The sequence below is a fragment of the Desulfosalsimonas propionicica genome (assembly GCF_013761005.1).
GTDB classification, from domain to species: Bacteria; Desulfobacterota; Desulfobacteria; order Desulfobacterales; family Desulfosalsimonadaceae; genus Desulfosalsimonas; species Desulfosalsimonas propionicica.
Map to the genome: position 1 here is coordinate 402855 of NZ_JACDUS010000001.1, position 25170 is coordinate 428024.

Sequence of the window (25170 nt, forward strand, 5' to 3'; positions counted from 1 at the left end):
GCCCGCAATTACGGACTGTATGCGGGATTTGGGTTGTTTTGCCGGTAGCCGGCATAATAGATCCGGATCAGGGACCGGTGGCTGTTAAATGCGATTTCCGGCAGCCGGTCTTTGTCAAACCAGGCGGCATCATCTGCGTCATCTCCGGCCCGAGCGGTTCCGGAAAAGCTTCTGACCAAAAAGCCGATCATCAGGATGGCTTTGTAGAACCGGCCCTCGTTTGTGAGCACCCCCAGAAGCATGTCAATTTTCCCGGAAATGCCGGTTTCCTCGCGCAGTTCCCGCAGTGCGCCTTGCTCCGGGCTCTCCCCGGTTTCCAGAAACCCGCCTGGCAGGCACCACCAGCCGGTTTTGGGCTCTATGTTGCGTTTTACCAGCAGAATCCGGTCGTATTCGTCTGCCACCACCACGCTGGTGGCCGGAACCGGGTTTTCATACACGGGAAGGGCGCATGCGCTGCAGTACTGCCGCATGCGCCCTTCGGTAAATTTTTCTGTGAGCCCCAGTCCGCAGTAAGGGCAGAAATTTTTTTCTTTCATGGATCAGTCTTCAAAATTGCCGGCTTCGCCCCGGTCGCGTTCAATTGCCGCACCCCGGTCCCGGATCCGGCTTTCGCTCCAGTTTTCCGGATCTTCCAGGCGCTGTGCCTTGGGTCCCGGGTCGTGGGAGCCGGCTGCAAGGATTTCTTCAACCGCAATGGGCGCTGTATCCTTGCAGTTTAAAACGTTGACCAGCATGTTGTAGACAAACTGCTCCACCCGCTCGGCCATTCGCAGGCGCACTTTTCTGGGCTGGGCCAGCAGCCGGCTTTCAAACGGGAGGTTGATTTTTTTGAAATCACCCTTTTTCAAACCCTTGGATTCGGCGTAGGCGGTCATTTCCTTCCACATGTCCTCGGTGACGCCCTGGTTTTCAACCTTGACAAAGTTGCCGTTGTCATCGAGCTTTGCATTGCCGTAATCGTTGACCTCCAGGCCCCAGGAAATCATCTGCAGGGCAGTGGCCACATTGGCCTTGGTGGTGCGCGTCTGCCCGGCGATTTTTCGCAGCCGGTCCGAGGAGTTTCCGGAAGTGCCGTGCTGGGCCCCCGAAACCTTGTACGGGGCAAGGGCATCGTGGATCCTGGCGGTGAGCTCTATCTGGATGCCTTCGGATGCCGCCTCAATGCCGTGGGTGGTGCCGTTGTTCAAAGCGATCCAGTCCGGAAACACGTCATGGGCGTTTAGTCCCTGGATCAAAAACAGGGCTTCCTCGGGGGTGGACAGACCGGTTTTTCCTTTTATTTCGCCCACTTCTGTTTCATGGCCCGCCCATTTGGGCACATAGGGCCACAGTTGAAGGCTGGAAAGCAGGTTTTCCTCATCCGGCAGGTGGGATGCGTCGAGGGCAATGGAGGTCATGCCCGCGTCAAATACACTGGGTATTTCGGTCCTGGCGGCTTCCACGTCTTCGGGGCCTTTGATGCCGTAATGGTCGGCATGCACGGCCACGGGCACGGTGATTCCCATTTCATTGCAAAGATTGTCCACTATCCGGGCAATGTTCCAGAAATTCACCCCGCAATAGTTGCTCTCAGACTTGGCAATCTCGATGATAATGGCGGCATTGGCCCGCTGGGCCGCCATGAGTGCCCCCCGGATGACAAAGTAGTTTCTTCCGTTGGCGGCCATGGCAATGGCTTTGCCCTTTTTGAGCATAGCCCGGTCGATGAACTTGCCGCTGACAATCAGGGCCCTGGAATTGGGAAACAGTTCCACCACGTTGGGCGGCCGTCCGACCTGCAATGCCTGCGCAAAAGCGTCCTGGTAGTTTTTCATTGGTATATCTCCCTTCTTATGGTCGCAAATAGGCTTTCCTATGCATCATTATTAACACGAAGCATGCCGGACGCACGCACAAAAAATTATCTTTCAGAATCCGGGTGTTTGCTGTTTTGACCCTCCTGCCGGATCTGCTCCAGGATTTCAAGAATGGGGCCGTGCTGCGGCTCCGGGGCAAACACTTCCCCCCAGCCCTTCTGCATTTGGAACAAACCGTCATAGGCCGTGTCATGATGAGAGCGCATGCAGTGAGGGATTTGGCGTTCTCTGAGAATCGATTCAAGCAGCTGGGCCTCAAACGGGTTTTCCAAAGCGGAGACATGTTTGTATTCGGCATGTCGGGGGTCTTGCGCGTCCATGGCTGCTTCCGTTGTATTTCCGTTGAAATCCGGGAGTTGAATATGGTATAAGCTTTTTTGCACTGATTTTATTATAAGGGCCCGGTATTTTTGCTGTCAATACATATATTGGATGGGGTCATGGATAAGGTTTTGATTGTCGACGGAGACGAGGCCTTTTTGGAGCAGACAAAAGCCGGTCTGGAAAAGGTTCGGCAGTTTGAGGTGCTCACCGCGGCTGACGGCCGTCAGGCGCTTTCTCTCCTGTCAAAGCAGCCGGTTTCCGTGCTGGCCGCAGACATTGAAACCCCTAGCCTGGATGCTTTGGAACTGCTTTCCTACATGTCCATCAATCATACCCGGACCCCCTGCATTGTCATGACCGACCGGGGAAAACCCTGGTTTAAAAAGCGCATCAGCCAGCAGTCCTTTCTCTATCACCTGGAAAAGCCGTTCCAGGTGGGATCGCTGGTGTCGGCCATTTTTGTGGGGTTAAATCTGCGCGATGAAGGCGCCGGCGCCCAGGGCATGAACATGGCAACGCTTCTGCCCCTGCTGGAACTGCAGCAGAAAACCTGCCGCATGAAGGTCAAGGCCGCAGGCAAGCGTATGGGGTTTTTGTATTTTGAAAACGGTGAGATCATCGATGCCCACTGCGGGGATTTGTCGGTGCAGGAGGCCGCCGGCCAGATCGCATCCTGGAACCGGATTTCCTTTTCCTTTTCAGACCTGCCCCGGCGCCGCACCCGCAGAAGGGTCAAGACCAAGCTCATGGATTTTGCCGACGCCACCTGGAGCACCTCTGCAAAACCCGCTGATCCCTTGCCGGCTTCCGAGGCCTGGGGCGACGGGGAGAAAGCCCGCACCTTTGAAGAGGATTTCGAAGTCATCGAGCTTGTGGAGGAAATCGAGCCGGATCAGCAGGAGCCGGAGCCCGGGCCTGGCGATGAGGCCGAGGTGGCCCAGAATTGCCGGGAGGTGGTAAAACAGATTGCCTCCATTCTGGAGCAGTCCGAAGAAACCCGGGATTTTAAAATTATCGCGGTGGTCGACAGCCGTCTGGCCTTTCAGGCCCTTCAATACGAGGGAACAAAAAAACCCGACACCCGCGCCCTGACCCAAAAGCTGGCTCCTTTTTTCAACACTTCCGCGCCCGCAGCCAAAAGTGCGGGCCTGGGCCCGGTTTCCGGGCTGACCCTTCACGGGGAAAACGGTGTTCTGGTGCTTCAGGAATTGGCAGTGGAGCCCGGTCAGAGCCCGCTGTGGTCCCTGGTGCTCTGCGGCCCCCGGTGCAACTGGTATTTTGTCAAAACCTGTCTGGAATCGCTGATTTAACTTTTGATGGCGCCATAAAAAGTCCAATATCTGCGTTACGCGCAATTTCTCAGAATTTCACGTACGGATAACTACGCTGCATTCTTCGAAATTGCGCAAGCCTTGATCTTGAACTTTTTATGGCGCCATCTGAAATCAGACTTCCTTCCTGCAAAAACAGCGAACACGGTAAAAAGCTTTTTACGGTGCTTTGCCTAAACTGAGCGTTTCCTTTCAGCTCACGGTGACGGCAATACCGTTTAACACGGCCGTGGCAGACAGGGGATCCACTGCCCCCGGCACAATGCGGTTGGTGTTGACACCCGGATTTGCCCCGGCCACCTGCATCTGCATTCCTTCCATGTCATGGCCCCATCCGTGGGGCAAGCTCACCACCCCTTCCATGACCCGGTCTGTGATTTCCACCGGCGCGCTCACGATGCCGGCATCTGATGTGATCTGTGCTGTCTGCCCGTCTTTGAGTCCCAGCCGGACGGCGTCTTCGGGGTTGACCTGCAGGGTGCACGGGTTTTTTGCAGACAACGCGGGGATGTTGTGCATCCAGGAATTGTTGGTGCGCAAATGCCGCCGGCCGATCAGGCGCAGGGGCCGCCCCGGGCCTGAGTCTGTATCATCGGGTTTTCCCAGATCGGCCATGGCCTGTTGAAACACATTGGCAAACAAATGGATTTTTCCGTCCGGGTTGGAAACCGCGCGGTCAACCCAGGATTCAAGGGGTCCCAGATCCACGCCCCTGGGACTGGCAAGCAGTTTGTCCAGGCTCAGCCCGTCGGGATTCAGGCCGAAATTATCTCCGTACGGGCCGATGCGCAAAAGCAGGTCCAAAACTTGTTCCGGGCCCCTGGACCCGGAAAGCATGCCTGTCAGGGCGTCCCGGCTGACCCCGGCTGTTTGCTCTCCGCCCATGGCCGAAATCACGCCGGCTGCCAGCTGGCTGACCATTGCATCGGCAACTTCTCCGGGATCTGCTGACGCCCCCTGGCCCTGGCCGATCAGGGCCAGGTGAGCCAGAATTTCCCACTTGTCTTTTTCTTCCGCCCCTTTTTCAAATATTGGCGGGCAATAGGCCGCAAAATTGCGCACAGACAGGCCGTGGAAGAAAACGTCGTAGTGACCGTGGCTCAAAATCGCTGCCGGCGGCAGAATCACATTGGCCCTGCGGGTGGATTCGTTGATGTAGTAGTCCACACTGACCATGAAATCCAGCCCGGCCATGGCCGCATCCAGGCGGTCGCTTTCAGGCACGGCCACCACCGGGTTGCCGGCCACGGTGACAAGGGCCCGGATTTGCCGGTCTCCCGGGGTTTCCATTTCTTCTGCCATCAGTGCCGCCGGCAGTTCCCCGCAGACTTCCGGTGCATTCGATACCCTTGAGCGCCACCGGCCGGTGGCAAAGCCCTTTTTGGCAATGCTGCCGTCTGGTATGTGGGCGGCTTTGGGAAAACCCGTGCCGCCTTTGGCATCCAGGTTGCCGGTGAGGATGTTGATCACCTCGATGAGCCAGGAGCAGAGAGTTCCGAAGGCGGCCGTGCAGGTTCCCATGCGGCCGTAGACCGCGCATTTATCCGCTTGCGCGATTTCCAGGGCCAGATTGGTAATTTCATCTTCGGTCACCCCGCACAGAGGGGCGGCCGTTTTGGGCGTCCAGTGTGAAACCGCATCCTTGAGGGCGGAAATGTCTTCGGTATCCAGAAAACCAGACAAACGGCCGGGCTTGACCATGTTCCGGTCAAACAACACATTGACAATGGCACACAGCATGTACACATCTGTTCCCGGCCGGATAAACAGGTGCTGGTCAGCAGCTTCTGCAGTTCGGGTTCTGGCCGGGTCGATGACAATCATTTTGCCGCCCCGGTTCTGCAGGTTCCGCACCCGGCCCGGCATGTCCGGGGCGGTCATGAGGCTGCCGTTGGAGACGTACGGGTTGGCCCCGAAGACCACAAACAAATCCGTGCGGTCGATATCCGGCACCGGGATCCGGCCCGGATGCCCGTAGAGCCATCCGCAGGCGGCCATCTTGGGCATCTGGTCCACCGTGGAGGCGGAATAGAAGTTTTTGGTTTGAAATGCTTTTGCCATGGGGCGGACAAACAGGCCGCCGGCCATTGTGTGGGTGTTGGGGTTGCCCAGGTATATGGCCACGCTGTCGTTTCCATGGGCCCTGCGGATGCGGGTGAGGTTTTCTTCCACCAGGGCCAGGGCCTCGTCCCAGTCCGCCTTTCGGAATCGGCCGTTTTCCCGGATCATGGGGGAGGTCAGACGGTCCGGGTCTTCATGGAGATCTTTTAAGGCAATGCCCTTGGGGCAGCAAAATCCCTTGCTCATGGGATGCTGCTGATCTCCCCGGATTTTTTCCACGCGGTTATCCGATACGGTGATTTCCAGGCCGCAGCCGGCCTCGCACAGGGGACAGGTCCGATAAGCAGTGGTTTGGGTCATTTTTGCTCCTGCAAAAAAAGGAAATGGTTGGCAATGGGTTGCTGGCAATAACACCGGACGAAAACAAAACGAAAAAATTATATCATGTCAAAAGTGAAAAGCAAAAGCGGAAAAAGAGATTAAGGCTTTTATGACAATGACATTGGAAAAATACGGCCTTCCGGTTTTTCGCATGGGCAGGGGGCGGGGGCGGGTTTGTTTGCCTGCGGATCGCTTTGGCCGATTGTCCCGGAACTTTGGCTGAAATTTCAAAAACTCGGGCTGATCGCCCTCAGACAGTTTGAAATTCCGGGCGCCAAAGCCCCGGGACAATCTTTTGGCCAAACCGCTCCAATGCAGTCAAACAAATCCGCCCCCGCCCCCTGCCCATGGACAACTCAAAGTAAGCTTGAAAAAGTGCATTGTTGATGGCGCCGTAAAAGTCCAATATCTGCGTTACGCGCAATTTCTCAAAATTTCACGTACGGCTAACCACTCTGCATTCTTCGAAATTGCGCAAGCCTTGATCTTGAACTTTTTACGGCGCCATCTAAAAACTTACTTTTTACAAGGCTATCATTGTTGGTGATCTGTCAAAAGTGAAGTGCACCGACATTTGGTCTGCAGGATTAATTGCAGCAGAAGATATACAGTGGTTTCCAGGTTGGGTATATGTTCAGCGTTTCCAGGCAAGTTCGCGGCTGGGGGCGGTTTGTAAGCGACATTGAGCGTTTCCGGGAAAAATTCAGCCAATGCCGGAGCGAGTAAATTTCAAATTGTTTGAGGCCGGCAGGCCGAGTTTTTGAAATTTCCGCGGAGGCATTGGCTGAATCCCGGAAACGGTCAGGAGCAAAAAAACCGGACCCGGCAGCGAACTTGCCTCCCTATCGCTCCGGAGTTCCGGGGTTTTTGGCCGGTTTATGCCGAAGGCTTGCCACCTCTGCAGGCGTTGCGTTTTGGAAAGGGGCGTATTATGATGGTTGGCGGTTTTTCAGCTTAATTTGCGACCGATTGTGGTGGATGAACATGCGTTTTTTCAGGGATGGAAATCTGCTGATCCTGCTTGCGGTGGTCATGTTTGCGGTCACCGGCGGCAGTCTGGTGGGGCCGATTCTGCCGGAGATGATCAATCTGGAGGGGGCAACGGGCAGAAACGTGGGCCTGGCCCTGAGCGCCTACACTTTTGCCGCCATGGTCGCCACCCCGCTGCTGGGGCCGGTGGCCGACCGGTTTGGCAGAAAAAAGGTGATCGTTCCCTCGGTGATGCTGTTTGGGGCGGCCGGACTGCTGATCACCTTTACCCGGTCTTTCTGGGTTTTGCTGGTATGGCGGGCCTTTCAGGGAATCGCCGTGGGGGGCATGATGAATACCGTGGTGGCGGCCATCGGGGATATGTACGAGGAGCCGGACCGGACCCGGGCCATGGGATACCGGATAACGGTGCAGGGGCTGACAAATGCCACCGTGCCGTTTGTCTCCGGAGCCATTGCCGTGTTTGCCTGGTTTCTGCCCTTTTACATCCACGCTTCAGCCATTGTACTTGCGCTTGTTGCAGGGTTTCGGCTAAAGGAGCCGGGCAGAAGTGCCCGGACCCCGGGATACATGATCAAGGCCCTGGCCGCCATTGCCAACACCCGGGCGGTCTGGCTGTTTTTTTCAAATTTTATGGGATTTGTTCTGCTCTACGGCATTGTGGTCTACATGCCGATCCTTGTGGTGCGCGACTTCGGGCTCACCACCCTGCATTCCGGGTTGGCCATTTCCGCTGCCGCCGGAGTATCGGGCCTTGTGGCCTCCCGGGCCGGGACCGTGAGCCGGCATTTTTGCGAGCAAACCCGGGTGATTTGGGGATTTGCCTGCTGCGGGATCAGCCACCTGCTGACGGGCTTTGCCGGAAGTTATCCGCTTCTGCTGGTGTTTATGGGGGTGTGGGGCCTGGGATTCGGGGTCCTGATGCCCACGCTCAATTCCGCTGCCGCCGGTTTGGTGGCAACTGAGCTGCGCGCCGGGGTGCTGTCGGTGTTCACCCTGCTGATTTACCTGGGCCAGACCGTATCCCCGCTGTTTCTTGCCCTGTTTGTAACAGAAACCGCCGTGCGGGGCGCGTTTTTTGCCGGAAGCGCCATTGCGGTGATTCCGTTTTTGTTTGCCGTTTATATGCGCATATTCGGGTCCCTGCCGGCCCGCAGCCCCTAAAAGGCGTTTTACGGCACCGGCATGACCGCAAAGATAAACGTGCTCCAGATGCAGTGGGAGATGATCACCGGGGACAGATCCTTGAACCGCCAGTACATAATGCCCCAGAAGGCCCCGGCAACACCGGCTGCGGCCGTGAGCATGAAGTTGCCCGAGCTGATGTGCACGCCCGCGTAACAAAGGGTTGCCAGCAGCCATCCGCCCGCCGTGCCGAAGCGCACCATGAGCTGGCGCTGCAGATAGCCCCGCCAGTAAATTTCCTCGCACGGCCCGGTGATGAAAAAAAGCAAAAGAATGATGACCCATTGGGGCGTGCCTTCGCCTTTGTCGTAAATGGCGCCGATCTGGTCGCCGGCAAAGGGCAGCAGGGCCGTTGAAAGGGTTTTTCCGGCCCAGAAAAGCAGATACAGCAAAGCCGCAGATACCAGGCCGATGGCAATGCTGCGCCAGTTAATGCGAAAATCGATGAGCCGTGCGGGCTGGAGGATAAACGAGAGCACAGCCAGGACAAAAGCGGAAAACGCGATTTTAAACCAGAACACCCCGAACTGCAGGTAAAAGGTCATCCACCACAGCAGGGCGGCAATGATCACGGTTGCGGCCACGGGTTTCCAGGCAAAGCGGTACTGATTCATAAAAGGGCCTCGGCAATTAGGGAAATCAGCAGCAGCACGCCAAACACGGTATCGAGCCGGGCTGTGCGTGCATCTGCGTCCTTGGGGATTTTTTCCGACATGATCCGCAGAATACTGACGGCAATGGGCACGGAGAAAAATACCATCAAAGACCACCACGAAAGAACTCCGGCGAGAATCATCACCAGAATGCTGAGGTAGGCTGCGGCAATCAGGGCGAAATACAGGTAAAATCCCTTTTGCGCCCCGAGCACGATGGCGATTGTGCGGATGCAACGGCTTTTGTCATGGGCGATGTCGCGCAGGTTGTTGGCCAGCAGCACCAGGGCCACGATGGTGCCAAAGGGTATGCTGATCCACAAGGCATGGGCGCTGAATTGCTGATGCTGGACATAATAGGTGCCCTCCACCATGAGCGGCCCCCACATGAGAAACACCGAAAATTCGCCCAGAGCGATGTACTTGTAGCTCACCGGCGGGGCCGTGTAGGCCAGGCTGGCCAGTACGCCCACAACACCGATGGCCAGAATCGGCCAACCCCTTTCGACGGCCAGCCACAGGCCGATGCCAGCGCCAATGGCAAAAAGCAGACAGGAGGCGGCCAGCACGCTTTTGGCCCGCAGCTTCCCCTCCACGAGGGGGTGGGGCCGGTACTGGGCGGTGGCGGTCTCAACCGTGTCCACCCCTTTTTGCACGTCATAGTAGTCATTGATCAGGTTTGTGGCGGCATGCAGAAAAACCGCCCCCAGCAGAGTGACGGCAAAAAGCGTCCAGGAAAAAGGCCCGTCAATGGCCGCCACAGCCCCTCCCACGCTGATGGAAATGGCGGTCATGATAAACGACCAGGGCCGGCTGGCCAGAAACCAGTTGCGGTAGAGTTCCGTCACTTACAAAAACCTGTTGTTTGGTGTCAATCCGGCAACATCCGGAAATTCCCGGATTTTTGATAAACCGAAAACATACGCCAAGCACACCCAATCGTCAAGCGGAAAAATCCCGGCGCCTGAAAGCCTGCTTGCCGGGTCCTTGCTGTAGCCGGCGCAAAATTCCCATCCATAGGGAGTTTCTATGATTGTGAAAAGTTTGATCGAAATTAGCGATTTGACACATAAATAATCTTGATCCTAGATATATCTCAAAACTCAGAGGAGCTGCGCAGGCGGCCAAACAGGAGTGATGTTTCTTAACCGAGCGCCGGAAAAGGGGTGACTGAATGAAAAATGTTTTTGCCACAAGATGGGGGATTATCGCTGTGGGAGCGGTGATCGGAGCGGGGGCCGCGCTGCTCCAGTATTTGGGAAATCCGGGCAACATGGGCATTTGCGTTGCCTGCTTTGAAAGAGATATTGCCGGGGCCGTGGGTTTTCACAGGGCTGCTGTGGTGCAATATATGCGGCCGGAAATCATCGGTTTCGTGCTGGGGTCCCTGGCCGCGGCCCTGGCTTTTAAGGAATTCCGGCCGCGGGGCGGATCAGCGCCCATTGTGCGGTTTTTTCTGGGCGTGTTTGCCATGATCGGAGCCCTTGTGTTTTTGGGATGTCCGTGGCGAGCCATGCTTCGGCTGGCCGGCGGGGATGGAAATGCCATTTTGGGGCTCATCGGGCTGATTGCCGGCATCTGGATCGGCACGCGATTTTTGAAAAAAGGCTATAGTCTGGGCCGTACCCAGAAGCTCCCTCCTGCGTCGGGCTGGGTGCTGCCGGCTGTTTTTGCCGCTCTGTTTGTGCTCATGCTGATCTATCCCCGGGCAGAAGGCGCGGAGAAAACCGGGATTTTGTTTTACAGCGTCAAGGGCCCGGGTGCCATGTACGCCCCCCTGGCGATTTCTGTTATTGCCGGCCTGGTTATCGGCGTTATCGCCCAGAGAAGCCGGTTTTGCACCATGGGTGCGTTTCGGGACCTGATCTTGTTCCGGCAGGTGCATCTGTTTTCCGGTGTGGCGGCCCTGGTGATCGCCGCCTGGCTCGTCAACCTGATCCTCGGCCAGTTTCAAGCGGGTTTTGCCGGCCAGCCCGTGGCCCATACCCAGCATGTGTGGAACGCCATGGGCATGGTGCTGGCGGGCCTTGCCTTTGCTTTGGCGGGGGGGTGCCCGGGCCGGCAGTTGTTTTTGTCCGGTGAAGGCGACGGGGATGCGGCCATATTCGTGCTGGGCATGATCGTGGGCGCTGCTGTCTCCCACAATTTCGGCCTGGCCAGTTCACCGGCCGGCGTGGGTCCCCACGGGATTGCCGCGGTTGTCATCGGCCTGGCTGTCTGCCTGGTCATCGGATTTACCATGAAACAGCCCCAAACAGGAGGCGCAAGATGAGCCAAACAGTGGATGCACGGGGGCTTTCCTGCCCCCAGCCGGTTTTGATGGCCCTGGATGCCATCAAAAAATCACAGGAGACGGAAATGGAGGTGTTCGTGGACACCGAAGCCTCCCGGGAAAACGTCAGCCGGGCCGTTGAAAGTCAGGGATGGAAAGTGGAAAGCATTGCCATCGAAGGGGAAACCTTTCGATTGGAAATTCGGAAAGCCGCAAAATAAGGAATCCATATTGGGATTGTTGTTCTTTTTCCGCAAAGAGAACAAACAGCCTTCGGTCTCGCCGCGGGACAGGGGGATTTTGGTGTTTGAAAACACCAGCGAGGTGATCGGCGCGGAAAATGTCCTGAAAAAGGGTGGCTGGCGCATCCGGGTCATGGGACCGCCCCCGGAAATCCGAACCGGGTGCGATCTGGTTATTGAGTTTCCTCTGGTTTCGGAGCTGGAAATCGTCCGCACCCTGGAAGAAGCCGAAATTACGCCGCTGCAGGTGGTTGCCGTGTCAGACGGGCTGCTTGAACCGGTCAATGTTTTTTTTACCACTGATTACGGGGAGTTTCTGATGGTTCAGGCCGCCAACATGAAAATCACCGTGGATAAGCGGGATTTGACAGTGGTCAATATCTCGGGCGGGGGTTGTCCGGACGTACCGTATTTAGCGGCGCAAATGGTTGGCCGGCGGCTTGACCAGGCCCCGGAGCCGCGCAGCATCGGCCATACCCTGTGCGGATATGCCCTGCAGCTGGCCTTTGAGGAGATCACGCGCAAATGTCTGCCGTAGTGGGTACCGTGCCCGATCAAGACTTTCCGCTGGTTTGCGGGAATGTCCGGGTCTCCGAACAAAACCTGTTTATTGACAATCATTGCGTTGCGGTCAATCGCGGGACTCCGGCACTTCTGGCAACTGCGGCAAAGGCGTGCGCCTTTTTTGGCGCAGATCCGCCCATGGCTTATCTGGCCGGGGATATCGGCGGGGGCGGGGGAAGCCGCAAGGTCTATGCGTATCTGGAGCAAATCCTCGGCCAATGCCGCTATGAAAGCATAACGTTTCATTACATCCAGCCGGATGTGGACTGGCACAACAGGGTCTTGTTTGCTGTTGAGGACATGCATCCGCGCCCGATGCTGATAGCCGATGCCGGGTTTATGTATGCAGCCAAGATGAGTGGCCAGGCGGCAGCCTATGCGGTTTTTACCCCGGATATGGGGGAACTGGCCTTTCTGGCGGATCCGGAAGCTCCCCACCCTTTCTATACCCGGGGATTTATTTTTCATGAACCGCACAGGGTCAAAGAGCTGATTGCATCGGCCTATGTGCACGGCAACGCATCCAGATATCTTCTGGTCAAGGGGAAAACCGATATTGCCGCAGATGAAAACGGCATTCTTAATACTGTCAGCCAGCCTGTGGTGCCTGCCATGGAGGCCATCGGCGGCACCGGCGATATCATTACCGGCCTGATCTCGGCTTTTACCGGCCTGGGAAAAGATTCCCTGACAGCCTGCATTCAGGCATCGGCTGTCAGCCGCCTGGCCGGAAAACTGGCAGATCCTGATCCAGGAACCCGGGTCATGGACATCATTGAGCAAATACCTGCCGCACTGAAGCGGTTTTTTGAGGAAAAATGAGCAGTTTGGACAAGCCTGTAAAAATTACCCCGCAGATGACCGTGCTTGATGTGGTCAGCCACTACCGAAAGACAGAAGCCGTTTTTAAGCGCTACGATGCTGCGGCCGGAGAATGCATCTGCTGCAATGCCCTTTTTGACGCCCTGGGCAATGTGGCAGACAAATATCGTCTGGATCTTGACCGGTTGATCACGGATCTGGAGCAGGCCGCCCGGGAAGATTGAAGAAATTGACTTTTCTTCTAAGCAACATCAGAAAGGAGTTTTTGTATGTTCCGCAGAATCACTTTTGTTTTTCTCTGTTTGTGTACGGCTGTTTTCAGCCTCCAGCCGGTATGGGCCGGGTCATCAGATTTATCGGCATTTGACGGGTTGTCCGGCAGGTTGACCATTGCCGGCGGCACGGCGCATATCCCGGTGATGAAACAGGCCGCCCGGCAGATCATGAGTCATAATCCGGATATCGCCATCACCGTGGCCGGCGGCGGCTCCGGAGTGGGGGTCCAGAAAGTCGGTGCCGGTCTGGTGGATATCGGAAACACCGGCCGGGCCTTAAGCGAGAAGGAGCGCGACAAGTTCGGGCTCAAATCCTACGCCTTTGCCGTGGACGGTGTTGGCCTTGCTGTTCATCCGGACAATCCCGTAAACAATTTGAGCAAAGACCAGGTTAAAGGCATTTTTGCCGGCGGGATTGGTTCCTGGAAGCAAGTGGGCGGAGCTGACCGTCAGATCAACCTGTATACCCGGGACGAGGCCAGCGGAACCCGGAGCGTTTTCCGGAAAAAAGCCCTGGACAAGGGTCCGGTGGCTGTGGAGGCCAATGTGATCCAGTCCAACGGGGCCATGAAAGTGGCGATCTCCAGGGACCCTGATGCCATCGGGTATCTCAGCATCGGCCACATGGACGACTCGGTTTCCGGGGTGGCCATTGACGGTGTTTCCCCCACCCGGGAAAATGCCAAAGACGGGTCTTATCCGGTGGTGCGGAAACTGTACATGAATACAAAGGGCGAGCCCGGAAAACTGGCCAGGGCCTTTATTGATTACCTGCAGGGTCCCCGGGGCGCGCATATCGTGTCTGAAAACGGTTTTATTCCCGCCGGACAATAGGGCCTCCATATCATCCGGATCGGATTTGGCGTGCATTTTTCGGAAACCTTCAGCCGCATCCTGCTTTATACAGCCGCAATTGTCAGCATGGCCTGCGTAATGGCGGTATTTGCTTTTCTGGTGTATTTTGCCTGGCCGGTATTGGCCGGCGGTGAATGGAAGGATTTGCTGAGTTTGAACTGGCGGCCTTTCCAGGCTCACTACGGGATTCTTCCCATGATCCTGGGATCAATGTATCTCACCGTACTGGCCATGCTGGTGGCCTGTCCCCTGGCCGCCGGGGTCTGCCTGTTTTGCTCCGGGCTCGGCCCCGGTCCGGCGGCAGGGGCGGTCAAAGCCCTGGTGCGCTTTATGTCCGGTATCCCAACGGTGGTTTACGGGTTTGTTGCCGCATTTACCCTGGTGCCGTTTCTGCGCAGTCATTTTTCAGGCAGTGCGGGCTACTGCCTGCTTGCTGCAGGCCTGATCCTGGGTTTTCTCATATTGCCCACTATTGTGCTTATCGGGTTAAGCGCCCTGGAGCGGGTGGATCAGGAACTGTCTTTGACCTGCAGCGCCCTGGGGTTGTCCAGGGTGCAATCGCTGATTCATGTGATTTTTCCGGCTGCGTGGCCCGGGCTTTTGGCTGCGGTGCTGCTTGGGTTTGCCCGGGCGGTGGGAGACACCCTGATTGCCCTGATGCTGGCGGGAAACGCGCCCCAGCTTCCGGATTCCCTGTTTGATTCCATCCGGACCCTCACCGCCCATATTGCCCTGCTGGTGGCCACTGACAGCCAAAGCCAGGCCTACCGTTCGGTTTTTGCAGCCGGATGCCTGCTGTTTTTCATTGCAGCAGCGGTCAATATTACCGTCTTCCGGGTGCAGCAAAAATTCGGGGGGCTTTCGCGTGACGGGTAAAGACAGGCTGATCTTCTTTTTTGCCTGGAGCTGTGCCCTGGTGACAACAATTGTGGTCTGCGGCCTGCTGGGCTTTATCGCCTGGCAGGGCGGGGCTGTGCTCGGCCCGGCGCTGTTTTTCGGAGATGCCCCGGCATGGGCGGCCATTTCCGGTCAGATTCCGGTATGGGACGGAATATGGCCGGCATGCGCGGGAACGCTTGTTCTGGTTCTGCTGGCCGCAGCCCTGGCCCTTCCCTTTGGCCTGGGCTGCGGATTGTATCTGGCGGTTCTGGCAAAGGGGCGGAAAAAGGCGTTCTGCAGCCTTTGCATCAATCAGCTGGCCGGCACACCGTCCATTGTCATGGGCCTTTTCGGGTTTGCCATGATTCTTTTTCTGCGCCGGACCTTTCTGCCCGGGGCCAATACCTGTCTTTTGCTTGCAGGAGTTTGCCTGGCGGTTTTGATTCTGCCGTATATCGTGCGCGCCACCCAGAATGCCGTGGAAGCCATCCCTCTGACCCAGCGGCTCATCGGCCCGTCTCTGGGCCTGACCCTGTGGCAGAACATGGTTCATTGTATCCTGCCCCAGGCCTCAAGGGGGATTCTGGGCGGTGTGATCCTGGCCGTGGGCCGGGCGGCCGAGGATACAGCCGTGATTCTTTTAACCGGTGTTGTGGCCAATGCCGGACTTCCCCGGGGAGTGCTGGGGCCTTTTGAGGCCCTGCCGTTTACCATTTATTATCTGGCCGCTGAATACCGGAGCCAGTCTGAACTGCAGACAGGCTTTGGCGCCTGCCTGGTGCTTTTGATCCTGTCTGCTTCGCTTTTTGTGGCTGCACGATGGATTCAGCGGAAAATCGAAAATACATGGTATTAAAAACAAAAAAGCCGTTTCTGGAGATAAAGGAGCTGACTGTCGGTTTTGGCGGGCAGGTGGTGCTCGACGGAGTCAGCCTGGCTGCGGATGCCGGGGGAATCGTCTGTCTGCTGGGTCGTTCCGGTTCCGGAAAAACCACGTTTCTGCGCACATTAAACCGGCTCAACGATGAAATGGGCGCTGTTACCAAAGGATCGGTGAATCTTTTTATGGACGGCAGGTGGTGCGATATTCTCGCACCCCGCACCGACCTGCTCAACCTCCGGCGCAAGGTGGGCATGGTATTTCAGACGCCCAACCTGATGCCGGTCTCCATTGCCAAAAACATTCTTGTTCCCCTCAGGCTTACATCCGGGCTTGGTAAAAAGCAGTGCCGTAACCGGATGCACAAGGTGCTGGAGCAAACACAGCTTTGGCAGGAGGTCAGCCACCGGCTGGAGGATTCGGCGCTTTCCCTGTCCGGCGGCCAGCAGCAGCGTCTTTGCCTGGCCCGCTGTCTGGCCCTGGAGCCGAAGATTCTGCTTTTGGATGAACCCACGGCATCTCTTGATTTCAGGGCCGGCCGGCGCATCGAGGAACTGCTGATCCACCTGGCCAAATCCTATCCCATGCTGGTGGTTTCTCACAGCCCGGCCCAGGCAGAGCGTCTGGCGCAATCCGCCTTTGTTTTTGAATCCGGCAAAGTGGTGCACAAACTGGACAAAGCAAGCATTTACCGGCATCTGCTCGAAGAATGCATCAGCGGCTCTGCGGGATGAGCCAGTCTCCGGTGAGATTTTCCCGGCTCTTATGCCGCCGGAAAAATGGTCTTTGCATCGAAAGTTTCCATGACAAGTGGCTTTAAAATAGAAATTAACAATTTGAATGCATGAAAATTTCTATGTTACTACCTGATCTCTCATCAATCAGGTTTTGACGGCGCCATCTGAAAATCGACTTTATACGAGCACATCAGGTTTTAAGCAGGCAATTGGCGGAAACCGAAAGTGAAAACGGTTTATTAAGGAGTCAGATATGAGCAACGATTACCGCCCCATGTGGGAAGAGCTGGGTTTGGATCTGGATGCGCACGACGCGCTGCTAAATGTTTTAAACCAGGGCTACGGCGATATTTACCTGTCCCAGCAAAACCGGCCCGAAACCATGGCATATTTTGATTTTGTCATGAGCGAGGTCCATGGCCTGCGCATCCGGGAGCTTCTGGATGAAAAGGACAAGGGCCGGAAAATCGTGGGCTCATACTGTGTGTTTGTGCCCGAGGAAATCGTGCTGGCCGCCGATGCCACCCTGGTGGGCCTGTGCTCGGGTGCGGATTTTGCCCTTGAGGAAGTGGAAAACTGGCTTCCCAGAAATACCTGCGCCCTGATCAAGTCGTCTTTCGGGTTTAAACTGGGAAAGGTGTGTCCCTACCTGGAATGCGCGGATATGATTGTTGGTGAAAACACCTGCGACGGCAAGAAAAAGGCCTATGAAACCTTTTCAAGCCTGGTGGAAAACCTCTATGTCATGGATCTGCCCCAGGTCAAGTCAGATCCCGGGAAGACGCTTTTGGCCGCGGAATTTGACCGGTTCCGGCAGGCAATGGAACATCTCACCGGAAAACCGATCACGGCCGAATCCCTGAAATATGGAATTGAAACCGTCAATGCCAAGCGCGCGGCGTTGCATCGCCTCTATGCCCTGCGGCATGCCGATCCTGCCCCCATATCAGGCCTGGATGCCCTGCTGGCCAATCAGGTTTCGTTTTACGACAACCCGGCCCGGTTTACCGAATCCGTGCACAAGATCTGCGATGAACTGGAAAGCCGGATTGCGGAAAAAAAGGGGGTTTTTCCGGAAAAAACACCGCGGATCCTGGTTTCGGGCTGCCCACAGGCCGTGCCCAACTGGAAGCTGCACCATATTGTGGAGACGTCCGGCGCGGTGATCGTTGGAGAGGAATCCTGCGTGGGCGAGCGCGGCACCCGCAACCTGACCGATGATACGGGCGGGACCCCGGAGGAAATGATGGAAGCCATCGTGGACCGGTATTTTCAAATCAACTGCGCCATTTTCACCCCCAACGGCGACCGGCTGGATCATATCCGGCAGATGGCCGCCGATTACAAAGCCGATGCCGTGATCCACTACAGCCTCCAGTTCTGCCAGCCCTATCTCATGGAATCGCTGCCCGTGGAAAATACCCTGAAGAATGAAGGCCTTCCGGCCCTGCGCATTGAAACCGACTACAGCATGCAGGACGCCGGCCAGCTCAAAACCCGCATCGAGGCATTTATCGAGCAGTTGAGATAAGATGCAGGGCCGTGCCAATTTGGACAAACCCGGGAGAAAATGATTGTTTTAATCCGGCTCTACTACAAAATTGACATGATCATTTTGGCCGCTTTGATCGGTGACGCTTAGCTGGTGGTAGCCGGGTGGGGGTAATGACAGGGTCAGGCCGGGGCCGCGTTCGGGCAGCAATTCTCCATTCAGGAACCAATACCAGTCCGGCTGCCCGCCCACTGCGTGGACGCTGATTTGGGGCTGCTCCCGGGTGGCTGGGTGCTGTTTGAACTGAAAACCCTGGCTTAAACCCTGAATGCGCAATGGCGTGGGGGGCAGCAGGTTTTTGGCCAGCTTGCAGCGCGGATCCAAACCGGGCAGGCGTTCATGGGTGCGCCAAGCGCTGGGAATCCAGTTTTGCAAGGAGTCCGGCCAGAGCGGTATGCGTCGGGTCCGGATTTGTTCCAGGCAACCCGGGCCTGCTCTTAAATTGCTGTCGGCCGCCACCTGGAAACGTAGCCATGGTCGGGCGTTTTGGGGAGTCTGGTCCTTGGTGGACATCAGTGTCAGAGGCGTTCTGCCGTCGATAATCCAAGCGGTGCGGCTCTGGTCGCACAGGTCTGTTTCCGGCTTTCCGGTGGGCCAGCAGATCGCGCGGACGGTGACATTGTCAGGGCGGCAATGGGCGGTGTGCTCACCCGGCGGCATACGGCCTGCCATTGCCCGTAGCAGCGGCACGGCAGTCAAGCGGCCGTGATGCCCTGCCATGGCGGCATTGCCCGGATGGCCGACCCAGACGCCGAGGGTGTGATGCTCTGTGACTGCCAGGGCCCAGGTATCCCGAAATGCTGAGCTGGTGCCCGTCTTTATGGCCAGTGGTCTGCTGTTCCGGTTTTTCCGATCGCCCTGGAGGAGGGTCTGCCGTATTATCCAGCTTGCGGCCGGGGTAAGCAGTGGCTTGCTGACCACCGGGTCACGCGGGCAAAGGCGCGGCACCAGGACATCGCCGCTGTTGCCCAGTGCGCTGTAAAGGCCGATCAATCGCTCCAGGTTGATGGAAATGCCCCCCAGGGCAATTGCAAGACTCGGTCCTGCCCCGTCCGGCAAGCGCAATCCAGCGCCGGCACTTTGCAGGCGTGCGTAAAAACTGCGGGGGTCAAGCTGTTCCAGCACTTGCACCGCGGGCACATTCAACGACTGCTGCAACGCTTCTGCCATGCTGACCGCACCGGTAAAACCGCGCCGGAAATTCAGCGGGCGGTAGTCTCCGAACTTCAGGGGCACGTCCATCAGCAGGCTTTCACTGTGAATCATCCCCGCTTCCAAGGCCAGGCCGTAGATAAACGGCTTCAGTGCCGAGCCGGGCGAGCGCAGGGCTGTGATCATATCGACGTGGCCGAACCTGTCTTCATCAACGAATTGCGCTGAACCTATGTAGGCGATAACCCGGCCGGTTCCGTGTTCCATGGCCATCATGGCGATGGACGCTCCGGCAGGAAGCCGGGATCTGGTGTCCGAAGCCAGTTGTTCCAGTGACCGCTGGGCATCGCTATCAATAAAGGTGTCCAGGCGGGCGTCCCCGGGAAATCGTTTTGCGAGCCGGCGCGCAAGCAGAGGGGCTTCCAGGGGATTGGCCGGAACATCTGCAATCACGGGTTCCTGCTGGGCCCGCATGCGCGCTTTTCGGCTGAGCACGCCATAGGTTTCCATGCGGTGCAGTATCTTGTCCCTTTGCGCCCGGGCCCGCTCAGGGTGGCGGTCCGGCCGGTAACGGCTTGGGGCCTGGGGCAATCCCGCCAGCAAAGCGGCCTGGGCATCGGTGAGCAGGTCCGCGGAATGTCCAAAATAGCCCCGGCTGGCGGTCTCCACTCCTTCCAGTGTCCCTCCGAAGGGGGCGTGGTTCAGATAATATTCAAGAATCTCGGCCTTGGTGTAATGCCAGTCAATCTGCAGGGCTCTCACGATCTGGACCAGTTTGCCGCTCCAGCCATAACTGCCGGGGTAGCGTAAACGCGCTGTCTGCATGGTCAGGGTAGAGCCGCCGGAGACGATCTCTCCATGGCGCAGCCACTGTCCGAACGCCCGGACCATTGACAGTGGGTTCACGCCGGGATGGTCATAAAACCAGCGGTCTTCATAGGTAAGCAGAAACTCGATATAATTAGGGGAGACATTGGTCGGGTCAACCGGGTATCGCCACACGCCGCGTTCATCTGCAAACCGGCGCAGGGGTTCGCCGTGCGCATTGACCACGACCTGGGCGCCGGGCTCCGGTGTCAGGTCAACCGGCGCAAGACAATCGATTGTCACCAGGCAGGCTGCTGCTAAAACGAGGGTCAGCAATAAACAGAGGCCGAGGCGCACGCCCCGGCTGTGCGCCCACAGTTTGTGCACCAATTGGCTTTTGCCCTCCCTCAGGGTTTTATGACCAACCGCGCCGGCGTGGCCCCGACAGCATGGTAATACGGACGGTACATATCTTCGATGTAGGGGGGCGGCACCTGGTACTCCCCGGGAGTGACAGCGCGGGCCAGGTAGTAAAGCCGGGTTACGCGGTGTTCATCAAGCTCCACGGCGGCCACGAAACGATCATCCCGATACTCGACGTGCAGGATATCCTTGTTCTGCCGCCAGTCTGCAATGGATTCGCCGCCCAGGGTAAGCTTGGACAGATCCACGCTGGCATTGTCCAGGTTTTGATTCTCCAGTTCCAGGCCGGCCGGCAGCAGGTCAACCACTAGACCGTCCGGAATCGAACGTTTGGAACGGGCCTCTAAACCCACGATCACCAGATCTCCGCTCTCAAGGCTGTCCAGGGTCAATGGCCGGCCCTCCGAATCGAAGAAATTCCTATCAATGGACATCTCGTTTGAAACCGGCTCTGGTGCGGTTTTCTGTTCACCGACCAGTTCCAGGCTGATGTAGAGCGTGCCGGACAGACTCTCCACCGATTTCAGCGAAGAGAACTCAGCTGCATTGATCAGTGTTTTGAACGCGTCCTCCTGGTCTATGAGCTGCTCAAACCCTGATGTTGTCAACCGGGCCCGGGTCGCTATCTCCTCTTTGCCGGCACCTGCCACGGCCGCCCGGAAAAGGGCATTTCGCTCCTGGGTGCTGAGCCAGCGACGTTCACGCACCTTTTCAAACAGATCCAGAAGCTGTTGATCTTCGGCCCGACCGACCCTGGCAAGCAGAGCATACACCAGGGCGCTGTCTCGCAGGGCGCTGCCGTAATAACCGTAATAACCTGCCTGGTACTCTGTTGTGATCGCCCTGGCAAAGGCTTTATCTGCCAGGGCCTGGTCCCCGGCATGCTGCAGGGCATAACCGAGCTGTGCCCAGGGCAGTCCGGAGCGGTCTTCAACATCATCGGCCTGCTCGTATAGACGACGCAGGTGCGCCAGGCCGGCGCGATTGGAACTTGCCATTACATAGGCGGCGTAAGCCCGGGCGGCGAATTCGGAATAATTATTATCCGTGGACCATTGCGCACTAACGTTTGCCTGGCCGCGCAGGTAGGCATCCAACCGGTCCAGTGTCAGGTTCAGGGATTCGTTGGGCACCTGTGCGCCCGCATCCCGGGCAGCAGTCAGGAAATCGGCGACATAAACCGTCAGCCAATTCACTTCGGTACCATCATTGCTCCACGAACCGAAACCGCCGGTTGCATTCTGGCGCCGCAACACCCTATCGACCGCCACTTCCAGTTGTTCCCGGCGGAAACGATCAGTGTAGGGCTGCTCAAACTGTTTCTCGATCCGGGATCTCAAGCCGAAGTGCTCTGCTGCTTCGGGCGACATCAGCGCCCATGGAAAGCCGCTGCTGGTGGATTGTTCGGTGCATCCATAAGGGTATCGCAACAAGGCATCGAAATGACTGCTGATATCGATCGGGGGCCGTGGCGAGACCACCAGGCGCGCATTGACCGTGTCGGCCACCAGGTCGTCTATTTTCAATCCGGGCGACCATGTTTCTCCTTTATCCAGGACAGCCTGTTCCTTGCGCGTAACTGAAGGATAAGCTGAACGGGTGCCGAGGGACCAGTTTTTCGTCAGATCGACGGTGCCGTCTCCGGTGCGGATATGTGCCTTGATGGGCGCACTGCCCAAACCGGTTGCCTTGACCGGAAACGTCAGTGTTTCTTTGGCCCCGTCCGACAATTCCAGGGATTGAGTCCAGCTGTTGGATTCCAGTGCGCCGTTGACCTTGAAATCGACATCAAGATTTTGTGATTTGCCCGACTGGTTTGAGATATCCAATGTAAGCCGGGATTCGTCGCCCAATGCCAGAAAGCGGGGCCGCGACAACTGGGTGACCACCGGATCGGCCACCTGGGTTTCATCCTCGGCGCTGGCATAACTGCCGGCGCTCCAAGCAACGGCCATCCAGCGCAGGCGGCCATTGAAATCCGGCACGTCGAGCGTAAGCCGGGCCCGGCCGTCGGCATCGAATTGCACAGGCTCGGACTCCAGGGATACGATTTTTACAACATTGTCAGGCTTGTCGCCACCGCGGGTCAGTTCCGCTTCAGACTGTTTGAAGCCGCCGCCGAAGCGCTGGGCACTGTAATCGTAGCCGGCGTTTTCGATGATGCGGCCATAAATGTCGTAGAACTGGTAGTCGTAACGGCGGGCGCCGAACAAATAGCCGACCGGGTCCGGCGTCTTAAACCGGGTGATATTGAGCACCCCGACATCAACGGCGGCCACGCTCACCCAGACCGGCCCTGCGGGAATTTCTTTATCATTTAACCGAAGTTCAACCTCAACGGGGCGGCGCGGCTGAATTCGTTCCGGCGCCTCAATGGAGAGGTCCAGACGGGCATCGGTTCGCTCAATGGGCAGGTGGGTGAATCCGAAAGCCCGCTTGGGAGCCACGGAATGGGTCATGTCGCCGGGGATCAGGATAGTTGCAGTCAGGTAAAGATCGTGCCGGTTCCATCCCGCACGGATCGGAAAAGTCAACTCAGTCCCTTTCGCACTGACCTCGATCTGATCCCGCCAGAGTACACCGTCATTGGATTCCACCGTGATCATGGCCCGGCCGTCAACCGGCGGCACCAGCTTCACCCGGGCGTCATCGCCTGCCTGGTAGCGGTCATCCCGAAAAGTGATCAGGACCTGGTCGGGCTTGAGCGAATCACTGCTCGTACTGCTCCAGCCGCTCCAGCGAGTGCTGAAACCGAATCGATTAACCAGCTTGTTGCGGTTGTCGACAATCTCCACGCGATAATTGCCCCATTCCACCGGCATATTGAACCCGGTCGGCACATTGCCGTCGAAATCGAGCTTCACTGAATAGACTTCGTAGTCGAGCGGATCGAAATGCCAGCGCCATCCATTTGAATCACTGTACGTCCAGTAATAATTGCGATCTTCGCGTATAAGCCGCACCTGGTAACCCTTGCCGGCTAGCATTTCGCCCCGGGCATTTGTCAGGACAGCCTTGAAACCGGCCCGGCTGTTGTTATCGGGGCGGTCCTTGAACTGCGGCTCAATTCCGACCAGTTCTTCTGTCAGGATGTTGGTAACGGTGGTGCTGCGAGTCACCGGCCGGCCGCCGCTTTCATACAGGCTGATGCTGGCGGTGAGCACCAATGGTGATTGCACCCCGGTCCAGTTGCTGACCGGGACCTCGACTTCGGCTGCGCCGCTGCCGTCAAGCCTTGTTTCCGGTATGTCCTGGCGCGGGTTGGGGATGGGTTCGTCTTCCAGCCCGAAAAAATATGTCTTCCACTGCGCAAAGGGATGACGATCGATTTCTGCCACGGCAAAGCCGTCCAGCTTATTGCCTGAAGCCGGAGCGCCGTAAAGATAATCGCCCTGAACGGGAATTATTATAGCACTGCGTTCAGCCACGTGCCGGTGGCTGGTTGAATCGCCATCAAAAAGTGTCAGCTCCATGCGCTCCGGCAGGAAGTCCTCCACAGAAAATTTATATTCACTCAACACCCGGTCATTGCCGGGAATGTTGAATGCCAGCCGCCAGGTCCCGGTCTTGGCGGACTCGCCCAGGGTGTGCCGGAAATCATAACGACCGCTATCGTCCCTGTTGACCATCTTTGTGATAATGCGGCTGCCGGTGGCATCCAACAACCGCATTTGCAGCGGCACCGGGTCAACCGCCCGGCCGTCGTAATCCTTCAGCAGCGCGTGAATATTGACGCTTTCACCCGGTCTGTAGAGGTTTCGCGGACTCCAGGCGAAAACCTGGTGAGGGGCATGCCGGGTCAGGGCATTGTCATAACCGGATAAGTCCAACGGGTTGCGATCATAGCGCAGCACGGTGATCTGCTCGCCCGACCGGGCAACCAGCGTCTGCCCCTGGCGGTGAAAGGCATCGAAAACCGACTCGCCCTTTTCGTCCACGACTTGGCGTGCGATCAGTTCGGAATCATTGTAAAGCGAAAGGGTGACACCATTTATCGATTCGCCGCTCTGGATTGAATGGGTGTAGACATGCATCCTGCGATCATTCTTGCGAATCTGTAAGCCAATATCACTGACCGTGAAAAAACAGGTTTCCAGGTTGTTCTCGTACTGCCCCGGAACCCTGAGGACGGCCAGATAAGCGCCCGGTTCTTCCAGTGCTTCGATATCGCTGAGATCGAGATTGGTGGTGGTCCGCTGATTTTGCCGGTGCTCGATTGGAAACCGCGCGGAATGCACGAGGGTGTTATTTTCCGAAAAATTGTTCAGATGGTAGAAGCGGTGACGCTGGCTGTCGGTGAAATGGCTCCAGGTACCGATCTTCTCCGGTGCTATCCGGAACAGATCCAGATCGACTTCATCGATATTGAAGGTTGTAACCGGCAGCGCCCGGCGAAGTCCGGTGGACAGCACATGGCCATCCCCGGCGAAGCTGGCAGCAGGTTTGATGCGACGGGTTTCAACCGAATGCTGACCCGGCCGCACCACTGCTTTGCCGTTAACAGCAGGCAGGCCGGGCTTGATTTTAATTTTATATACTTTGCCCGGATCGACAAAGGGATAAATGACCGCCAGGCCGTCTTTGCTTCTCACCCAATGGTCAGAGGGTTCAATCCGGTCCGCACGCTTCACGGTTAAATATCGCCGCCAGTCGGCCCGGTCGTCGACCGGCACCGTTACCCGCACGACCAGGGCGGCGCCGTTCTCCCACGTTTCTTCCGCAACAGAGCTCACCTTCATTTTTTGTCCCTGGTAGTGCTGCCGGGACAACCGCGTGTTGATCTGTTGTTCATCTTCGGTGTGGACGTTGTCTCCATCAAAATCAGCAGCCCAGAGCGGTTGGCAAAAAATAACCCCAATGAGGAGCAATATCCTTAACAGGCGCCGCAAAACAGGAGAGGAAGTCATGGCTGTTGCCTTTCATTGC

At 57.1% G+C, this 25170-nt stretch carries 20 protein-coding genes; 12 read left to right on the plus strand and 8 right to left on the minus strand.

The features are described 5' to 3' along the window. Nucleotides 1–8: 8 nt before the first annotated feature. The 3 genes from HNR65_RS01790 to HNR65_RS01800 all read right to left on the minus strand — a co-directional run bounded on the left by HNR65_RS01790 (nt 9) and on the right by HNR65_RS01800 (nt 2179). Complete coding sequence (locus HNR65_RS01790) at nt 9–539, minus strand: NUDIX hydrolase (RefSeq protein WP_181549723.1); 531 nt, start codon at nt 537–539, stop codon at nt 9–11. Between the two features lie 3 nt (nt 540–542). Next, nucleotides 543–1817, minus strand: coding sequence for a class II fructose-bisphosphate aldolase (locus HNR65_RS01795; protein WP_181549724.1), 1275 nt, complete (start codon nt 1815–1817; stop codon nt 543–545). Between the two features lie 86 nt (nt 1818–1903). Beyond that, the gene (locus HNR65_RS01800; protein WP_181549725.1) at nt 1904–2179 is read right to left on the minus strand and encodes a hypothetical protein; all 276 of its coding nucleotides are present in this window, start codon (nt 2177–2179) and stop codon (nt 1904–1906) included. Between the two features lie 120 nt (nt 2180–2299). Here HNR65_RS01800 and HNR65_RS01805 point away from each other — a divergent pair, with 120 nt between their 5' ends. Continuing rightward, nucleotides 2300–3493 (plus strand): response regulator, encoded by a 1194-nt coding sequence (locus tag HNR65_RS01805; RefSeq protein WP_181549726.1) that lies wholly within the window; start codon nt 2300–2302, stop codon nt 3491–3493. A gap of 213 nt (nt 3494–3706) precedes the next feature. Here HNR65_RS01805 and HNR65_RS01810 read toward each other — a convergent pair whose 3' ends face one another. Further along, nucleotides 3707–5935: a molybdopterin-dependent oxidoreductase gene (locus HNR65_RS01810; RefSeq protein ID WP_181549727.1), complete on the minus strand. Its 2229-nt coding sequence runs from the start codon at nt 5933–5935 to the stop codon at nt 3707–3709. A 1005-nt stretch (nt 5936–6940) separates the two neighbouring features. Here HNR65_RS01810 and HNR65_RS01815 point away from each other — a divergent pair. Next, nucleotides 6941–8110 carry an MFS transporter gene (locus HNR65_RS01815; protein ID WP_181549728.1) on the plus strand — a complete coding sequence of 390 codons (1170 nt, stop codon included), beginning with the start codon at nt 6941–6943 and terminating at the stop codon, nt 8108–8110. Between the two features lie 8 nt (nt 8111–8118). Here HNR65_RS01815 and HNR65_RS01820 read toward each other — a convergent pair whose 3' ends face one another. Both HNR65_RS01820 and menA read right to left on the minus strand, forming a co-directional pair. Then, on the minus strand, nt 8119–8745 hold the full coding sequence (locus tag HNR65_RS01820) for a CPBP family intramembrane glutamic endopeptidase (RefSeq protein ID WP_181549729.1): 627 nt from the start codon (nt 8743–8745) through the stop codon (nt 8119–8121). Beyond that, a complete protein-coding gene (menA, locus tag HNR65_RS01825; RefSeq protein ID WP_181549730.1) occupies nt 8742–9632 on the minus strand; it encodes a 1,4-dihydroxy-2-naphthoate octaprenyltransferase in 891 nt (296 codons plus the stop codon). Before menA ends, HNR65_RS01820 begins: the two co-directional genes overlap by 4 nt. Before the next feature lie 326 nt (nt 9633–9958). Here menA and yedE point away from each other — a divergent pair, with 326 nt between their 5' ends. From yedE to HNR65_RS01875, 10 genes are all read left to right on the plus strand, one after another. Next, entirely contained in the window at nt 9959–11056 is a 1098-nt protein-coding gene (gene yedE, locus HNR65_RS01830; protein WP_181549731.1) for a YedE family putative selenium transporter, read from the plus strand. Next, nucleotides 11053–11277: a sulfurtransferase TusA family protein gene (locus HNR65_RS01835; RefSeq protein ID WP_181549732.1), complete on the plus strand. Its 225-nt coding sequence runs from the start codon at nt 11053–11055 to the stop codon at nt 11275–11277. The genes yedE and HNR65_RS01835 overlap by 4 nt, the downstream gene beginning before the upstream one ends. Nucleotides 11278–11359: 82 nt before the next feature. After that, a complete protein-coding gene (locus tag HNR65_RS01840) occupies nt 11360–11836 on the plus strand; it encodes a putative Se/S carrier protein (RefSeq protein ID WP_332309004.1) in 477 nt (158 codons plus the stop codon). Beyond that, on the plus strand, nt 11824–12684 hold the full coding sequence (locus tag HNR65_RS01845; RefSeq protein WP_181549733.1) for an NAD(P)H-hydrate dehydratase: 861 nt from the start codon (nt 11824–11826) through the stop codon (nt 12682–12684). The genes HNR65_RS01840 and HNR65_RS01845 overlap by 13 nt, the downstream gene beginning before the upstream one ends. Then, on the plus strand, nt 12681–12908 hold the full coding sequence (locus HNR65_RS01850) for a hypothetical protein (RefSeq protein WP_181549734.1): 228 nt from the start codon (nt 12681–12683) through the stop codon (nt 12906–12908). Before HNR65_RS01845 ends, HNR65_RS01850 begins: the two co-directional genes overlap by 4 nt. Nucleotides 12909–12953: 45 nt before the next feature. Further along, the gene (locus HNR65_RS01855; protein ID WP_181549735.1) at nt 12954–13793 is read left to right on the plus strand and encodes a phosphate ABC transporter substrate-binding protein; all 840 of its coding nucleotides are present in this window, start codon (nt 12954–12956) and stop codon (nt 13791–13793) included. 30 nt (nt 13794–13823) lie between these two features. After that, entirely contained in the window at nt 13824–14690 is an 867-nt protein-coding gene (locus HNR65_RS17935) for a PstC family ABC transporter permease (protein ID WP_220128250.1), read from the plus strand. After that, on the plus strand, nt 14680–15549 hold the full coding sequence (locus HNR65_RS18095) for a PstA family ABC transporter permease (protein WP_181549736.1): 870 nt from the start codon (nt 14680–14682) through the stop codon (nt 15547–15549). Before HNR65_RS17935 ends, HNR65_RS18095 begins: the two co-directional genes overlap by 11 nt. Then, nucleotides 15540–16307, plus strand: coding sequence for a phosphate ABC transporter ATP-binding protein (locus HNR65_RS01870; RefSeq protein ID WP_181549737.1), 768 nt, complete (start codon nt 15540–15542; stop codon nt 16305–16307). The genes HNR65_RS18095 and HNR65_RS01870 overlap by 10 nt, the downstream gene beginning before the upstream one ends. Before the next feature lie 256 nt (nt 16308–16563). Next, on the plus strand, nt 16564–17841 hold the full coding sequence (locus HNR65_RS01875; protein ID WP_181549738.1) for a double-cubane-cluster-containing anaerobic reductase: 1278 nt from the start codon (nt 16564–16566) through the stop codon (nt 17839–17841). Between the two features lie 48 nt (nt 17842–17889). On the opposite strand, the gene pbpC is transcribed toward HNR65_RS01875, so the two are convergent. Both pbpC and HNR65_RS01885 read right to left on the minus strand, forming a co-directional pair. After that, the gene (pbpC, locus tag HNR65_RS01880) at nt 17890–20124 is read right to left on the minus strand and encodes a penicillin-binding protein 1C (protein WP_181549739.1); all 2235 of its coding nucleotides are present in this window, start codon (nt 20122–20124) and stop codon (nt 17890–17892) included. Nucleotides 20125–20228: 104 nt separating this feature from the next. Then, entirely contained in the window at nt 20229–25151 is a 4923-nt protein-coding gene (locus HNR65_RS01885) for an alpha-2-macroglobulin family protein (RefSeq protein WP_181549740.1), read from the minus strand. Nucleotides 25152–25170 lie beyond the last annotated feature (19 nt).

Bases quoted from the DNA above. Each gene is read 5' to 3' on its own strand.
- HNR65_RS01790 (WP_181549723.1), bottom strand. From the start codon at position 539: ATGAAAGAAAAAAATTTCTGCCCTTACTGCGGACTGGGGCTCACAGAA.
- HNR65_RS01795 (WP_181549724.1), bottom strand. From the start codon at position 1,817: ATGAAAAACTACCAGGACGCTTTTGCGCAGGCATTGCAGGTCGGACGG.
- HNR65_RS01800 (WP_181549725.1), bottom strand. From the start codon at position 2,179: ATGGACGCGCAAGACCCCCGACATGCCGAATACAAACATGTCTCCGCT.
- HNR65_RS01805 (WP_181549726.1), top strand. From the start codon at position 2,300: ATGGATAAGGTTTTGATTGTCGACGGAGACGAGGCCTTTTTGGAGCAG.
- HNR65_RS01810 (WP_181549727.1), bottom strand. From the start codon at position 5,935: ATGACCCAAACCACTGCTTATCGGACCTGTCCCCTGTGCGAGGCCGGC.
- HNR65_RS01815 (WP_181549728.1), top strand. From the start codon at position 6,941: ATGCGTTTTTTCAGGGATGGAAATCTGCTGATCCTGCTTGCGGTGGTC.
- HNR65_RS01820 (WP_181549729.1), bottom strand. From the start codon at position 8,745: ATGAATCAGTACCGCTTTGCCTGGAAACCCGTGGCCGCAACCGTGATC.
- yedE (WP_181549731.1), top strand. From the start codon at position 9,959: ATGAAAAATGTTTTTGCCACAAGATGGGGGATTATCGCTGTGGGAGCG.
- HNR65_RS01835 (WP_181549732.1), top strand. From the start codon at position 11,053: ATGAGCCAAACAGTGGATGCACGGGGGCTTTCCTGCCCCCAGCCGGTT.
- HNR65_RS01845 (WP_181549733.1), top strand. From the start codon at position 11,824: ATGTCTGCCGTAGTGGGTACCGTGCCCGATCAAGACTTTCCGCTGGTT.
- HNR65_RS01850 (WP_181549734.1), top strand. From the start codon at position 12,681: ATGAGCAGTTTGGACAAGCCTGTAAAAATTACCCCGCAGATGACCGTG.
- HNR65_RS01855 (WP_181549735.1), top strand. From the start codon at position 12,954: ATGTTCCGCAGAATCACTTTTGTTTTTCTCTGTTTGTGTACGGCTGTT.
- HNR65_RS01870 (WP_181549737.1), top strand. From the start codon at position 15,540: ATGGTATTAAAAACAAAAAAGCCGTTTCTGGAGATAAAGGAGCTGACT.
- HNR65_RS01875 (WP_181549738.1), top strand. From the start codon at position 16,564: ATGAGCAACGATTACCGCCCCATGTGGGAAGAGCTGGGTTTGGATCTG.
- HNR65_RS01885 (WP_181549740.1), bottom strand. From the start codon at position 25,151: ATGACTTCCTCTCCTGTTTTGCGGCGCCTGTTAAGGATATTGCTCCTC.